Source organism: Variovorax sp. P1_H12_2, from assembly GCF_056405335.1.
Genome location: NZ_JBFUCI010000445.1, coordinates 1 through 5055 on the forward strand (window position 1 = coordinate 1; position 5055 = coordinate 5055).

The window sequence follows — 5055 nt, forward strand, 5'->3', positions numbered from 1 at the left end:
GGGTGTAGCTTAGCCTGGTAGAGCGCTACGTTCGGGACGTAGAGGCCGGAGGTTCGAATCCTCTCACCCCGACCAGATTTCCGCCAAGGAAGTCGGTAATTTCAAGTTGGCAGGCCCCTTTGGCCTTCGCCAAAGCCAGTGCGGCACTGGCCGGCGTCGCCCCATGTGCCGTGGCGAGTGCCAAGCCCAGCCGCTTCGTGCGTCAGCAGATTCCGATAGCGACCGCACACTTGAGGCGCATTCTCAACGCCTGTCGGGACGACATCGTTATAAAATCCGCCCCCAGTCCCTTTCACCTCGACCAGCCTTTCAGGGCTGTAATTGCCAAATGCTTCGCGGAACTGTTGCCGCGCGGCGATTTACAGCGCTTGGGCGATCAGCGATGATCGTGAAGCACATTTTCACGTTTCTTACATTCGTTGAATGGCCGCTGCCGAACCCTTAGTCAAAGAAAGCTCGCCGATCGCCCTGCCGGGACTCGCGCGCGCCCTCGTTTCGGCCGGAAAGCTCCCCGCGAAGACCGCGGAAGACATCTATCAGAAATCCCTCAGCGGCCGAACCAGCTTCATTGCGGAGCTGACCGGCTCCGGTGCGGTCTCGGCGGCTGACCTGGCCCATACGCTGTCGAGCGCGTTCGGCGCGCCGTTGCTCGACCTCGACGCCATCGACTCGCAGCGCCTGCCCAAGGACCTGCTCGACCCCAAGCTGTGCCAGGCCTACCGGGTGGTGGTGCTGAGCAAGCGCAACAACCGCCTCATCGTCGCGACCGCCGACCCCTCCGACCAGCAGGCGGCCGAGAAGATCAAGTTCGCCTCGCAGATGGGCGTCGACTGGGTCATCGCCGAGTACGACAAGCTTTCCCGCATGATCGAAGCGGCGGCGGTGTCCGCCTCCGAGACCATCGACAGCATCATCGGTGCGGAGTTCGAGTTCGACGAGGTGACGGCCGATACGTCGAGCGAGAGCAACGACCCGGCGGTGGCCGAAGTCGAGGACGCGCCGGTCGTGCGCTTCCTGCACAAGATGCTGCTCGACGCCTTCAGCATGCGCGCCTCGGACATTCACTTCGAGCCCTACGAGCACAACTACCGCGTTCGCTTCCGCATCGACGGCGAGTTGCGCGAGATCGCCAGTCCGCCGACGGTCATCAAGGACAAGCTGGCGTCGCGCATCAAGGTCATCTCCCGGCTCGACATCTCCGAGAAGCGCATCCCGCAAGACGGCCGGATGAAGCTCAAGATCGGTCCCGAGCGCGTGATCGATTTCCGGGTCAGCACCCTGCCCACCCTGTTCGGCGAGAAGATCGTGATCCGGATCCTGGATCCGAGCAGCGCCCGGCTGGGCATCGATGCACTCGGCTACGACGCCGTCGAGAAGGAGCGCCTGCTGGCGGCGATCGGACGCCCCTACGGGATGGTGCTGGTCACCGGGCCGACCGGCTCCGGCAAGACCGTGTCGCTCTACACCTGCCTGAACCTGCTCAACAAGCCCGGCGTGAACATCGCGACCGCCGAGGATCCGTCCGAAATCAACCTGCCCGGCGTGAACCAGGTCAACGTCAACGACAAGGCCGGCCTCACCTTCGCCACCGCGCTCAGGGCCTTCCTGCGGCAGGATCCCGACATCATCATGGTCGGCGAAATCCGCGACATCGAAACGGCCGACATCTCGATCAAGGCGGCGCAGACGGGCCACCTGGTGCTCTCGACGCTGCACACCAACGACGCCCCGACCACGCTCACGCGGATGCGCAACATGGGCATCGCGCCCTTCAACATTGCCTCCAGCGTGATCCTGATCACGGCCCAGCGCCTGGCGCGCCGTCTGTGCACGGTGTGTCGCACGCCGACCGACGTGCCCCGGCAGGCCCTGCTCGATGCCGGTTTCGACGAGTCCGACCTGAACGGCACCTGGAAGCCCTATCACCCGGTCGGCTGCTCGGCCTGCAACGGCGGCTACAAGGGTCGCGTGGGCATCTACCAGGTGATGCCGATCAGCGAAGAGATCCAGAAGATCATTCTTCGCGACGGATCCGCACTCGACATTGCGAAGCAGTCCGAGTCCGAAGGCGTCAGGTCGCTGCGCCAGTCGGGGCTTCGAAAAGTCATGCAGGGACTGACCTCACTCGAAGAAGTGCTGGCAGTCACCAACGAATAACGCGGCAATACGCGCATCAGTACGCAGAGGCGGAGATCCCATGGCAACGGCAGCAGCATCGAACCGGACGCTCAAGGAGTTCATCTTCGAGTGGGAGGGCAAGGACCGCAACGGCAAGACGGTGCGCGGCGAAGTGCGCGCCGCCGGCGAGAACCAGGTGCAGGCGGCACTGCGCCGCCAGGGCATTCTCACCACCAAGATCAAGAAGCGGCGCATGCGCTCGGGCAAGGCGATCAAGCCCAAGGACATCGCGATCTTCACGCGCCAGCTGGCCACCATGATGAAGGCCGGCGTGCCCTTGCTGCAGTCCTTCGACATCGTCGGCCGCGGCAACGCCAATCCGAACGTCGCCAAGCTGCTCAACGACATCCGCAGCGACGTCGAGACCGGCACCTCGCTGTCGGCGGCGTTCCGCAAGTTCCCGAAGTACTTCGACAGCCTCTATTGCAACCTGGTCGAGGCCGGCGAGGCGGCCGGTATCCTGGAAGACCTGCTCGACCGCCTGGCCACCTACATGGAAAAGACCGAGGCGATCAAGTCGAAGATCAAGTCGGCGCTGATGTACCCGATCTCGGTCGTGGTGGTGGCCTTCGTGGTGGTGGCGATCATCATGATCTTCGTGATCCCGGCCTTCAAGCAGGTGTTCTCCTCCTTCGGCGCCGACCTGCCGGCGCCCACGCTGATCGTGATGGCGATCAGCGAATTCTTCGTCTCCTACTGGTGGCTGATCTTCGGCGTGATCGGCGGCGGCATCTATTTCTTCCTCCAGGCCTGGAAGCGCAACGAGCGCGTGCAACAGGTCATGGACCGCCTGCTGCTGCGCCTGCCGATCTTCGGCGCCCTGATCGACAAGTCCTGCACTGCGCGCTGGACCCGCACGCTGGCCACGATGTTCGCCGCCGGCGTGCCGCTGGTCGAGGCGCTCGACTCGGTCGGCGGGGCGTCGGGCAACTCGGTCTATGCGGAGGCCACCACCCGCATCCAGCAAGAAGTCTCGACCGGCACCAGCCTGACGACCGCGATGACCAACGCCAACCTGTTTCCTTCGATGGTGCTGCAGATGACCGCGATCGGCGAGGAATCCGGCTCGATCGACCACATGCTGGGCAAGGCCGCGGATTTCTATGAGTCAKAAGTCGACGACATGGTGGCCGGCCTTTCGAGCCTGATGGAGCCGATCATCATCGTCTTCCTGGGCGTCATCATCGGCGGCATCGTGGTCTCGATGTACCTGCCCATCTTCAAGCTTGGCCAGGTCGTCTGATGCTCGTATCGCAGGGGGTGGACGCCGCGTTGGCCGGCGTGTTCGGGCTTTTGATCGGCAGCTTCCTCAATGTGGTCGTCTACCGGAAGCCGGTGATGATGTACCGCGACTGGCTGTTCGACGCCGTCGGCCACCTCATGACCCAGGCCGACGGCCGCTCGCTGTGGACGCGGGCGCTCGGTCCCGCGTCGGCCGTGGAGTCCAGGCTCGCGGCGGCGGCCGACGAGGCCGTGCCGGTGCTCGAGGCGCTGCCGCCGTTCAACCTTGCGCGTCCGGCGTCGCGCTGCAGTCATTGCGGCCAGCCGGTGCGCTGGTGGCGCAACGTCCCGGTGCTGAGCTATCTGGCGCTGGGTGGACGCTGCGGTGATTGCAAGGCCCGGATCAGCCCGCGCTACCCCATCGTCGAAGGAGTGATCGGATTGCTGTTCGCGCYGTGCGGCTGGCGCTTCGGGCTGACGCCGGTCGGCGCGCTCTGGGCCGCCTGCGCGACGCTGCTCGTGTGCCAGTTCCTGATCGACCTGGACACGCAGTACCTGCCCGACGACTACAACTACCTGCTGCTCTGGCTGGGTCTGATCGGCTCGGCCCTGGGCTGGACCGGGGTCCCGCTCTCCTCCGCCGTCTGGGGTGCGGTGGCCGGCTATCTGAGCCTGTGGCTGATCTACCAGCTCTATCTGCGGATCACCGGCAAGGAGGGCATGGGTTACGGCGACTTCAAGCTGCTGGCGGCGCTGGGGGCCTGGTTCGGCGCGGAGTTCCTGCTGGCCATGGTGCTCGTGTCCTCGCTCGTCGGCGCGGTGGTCGGCGGCATGCTGCTGGTGGCGGGCAAGCTCGCGCACAAGGACGTGCCCATCTCCTTCGGCCCCTTCCTCGCGGGTGCCGGCCTGGTCTGCCTGGTGGCGGGGCCGGCGCAGGTCATGGCCTGGCTGCCGTTCGCCTTCCCCTTCCACCCCTGAGGCCGGCCATGCGCATCGGCCTCACCGGCGGCATCGGCAGCGGCAAGAGCACCGTCGCGTCGATGCTGGTCGGGCTCGGTGCGAAATTGATCGATACCGATGCGATCGCGCGCACCATCGCCCAGCCGCAAGGAGCGGCCATGCCGGCGCTGCAGCTGGAGTTCGGTGCCTCGGTGATTGCGGTCGACGGCGGCCTGGACCGGGCCCGCATGCGGGAACTGGTGTTCGCAGATCCGGCAGCGAAACGGCGGCTCGAATCCATCCTGCACCCGCTGATCGGCGCCGAGTGCGAACGGCAGGCAGCCACCGCTGCGGCCGGCCAGACCATCGTCTTCGACGTCCCGCTGCTGGTGGAATCGAGGCGCTGGCGCACGAACGTCGACCGGGTGCTGGTGGTCGACGCATCCGAAGCGACGCAGCTCGAACGGGTGGTGGCGCGCTCGGGCTGGACGCCCGATGCGGTCCGGTCGGTGATCGCCCAGCAGGCCGAACGCGGCCTGCGGCGCGCGGCCGCCGACGCACTGATCTTCAACGAGAAGCTCACGCTCGCGGAACTCGCCCTCGAAGTACAGAGTCTTTGGAATCGTTGGGCCGACGCGGACACGCGATAATCCCCGGTCCGCCGGCGCGTGCGCGCCCGACAACAAGAAAGCGGCGTGCGTTTCGACCCCGCGAGAC

General features: G+C 65.7%; 4 protein-coding genes. All 4 read left to right on the top strand.

Annotated features, from left to right (window positions below):
• The first annotated feature begins 423 nt into the window (after positions 1–423).
• The 4 genes from pilB to coaE are packed head-to-tail and all read left to right on the top strand — an operon-like array spanning position 424 to position 4988.
• Entirely contained in the window at positions 424–2157 is a 1734-nt protein-coding gene (gene pilB, locus AC1D2K_RS29575) for a type IV-A pilus assembly ATPase PilB (protein ID WP_478093368.1), read from the top strand.
• 40 nt (positions 2158–2197) lie between these two features.
• The gene (locus AC1D2K_RS29580; RefSeq protein ID WP_478093369.1) at positions 2198–3421 is read left to right on the top strand and encodes a type II secretion system F family protein; all 1224 of its coding nucleotides are present in this window, start codon (positions 2198–2200) and stop codon (positions 3419–3421) included.
• Positions 3421–4377, top strand: coding sequence for a prepilin peptidase (locus AC1D2K_RS29585; RefSeq protein ID WP_478093371.1), 957 nt, complete (start codon positions 3421–3423; stop codon positions 4375–4377). The genes AC1D2K_RS29580 and AC1D2K_RS29585 overlap by 1 nt, the downstream gene beginning before the upstream one ends.
• 8 nt (positions 4378–4385) lie before the next feature.
• Entirely contained in the window at positions 4386–4988 is a 603-nt protein-coding gene (coaE, locus tag AC1D2K_RS29590) for a dephospho-CoA kinase (protein ID WP_478093373.1), read from the top strand.
• Positions 4989–5055 lie beyond the last annotated feature (67 nt).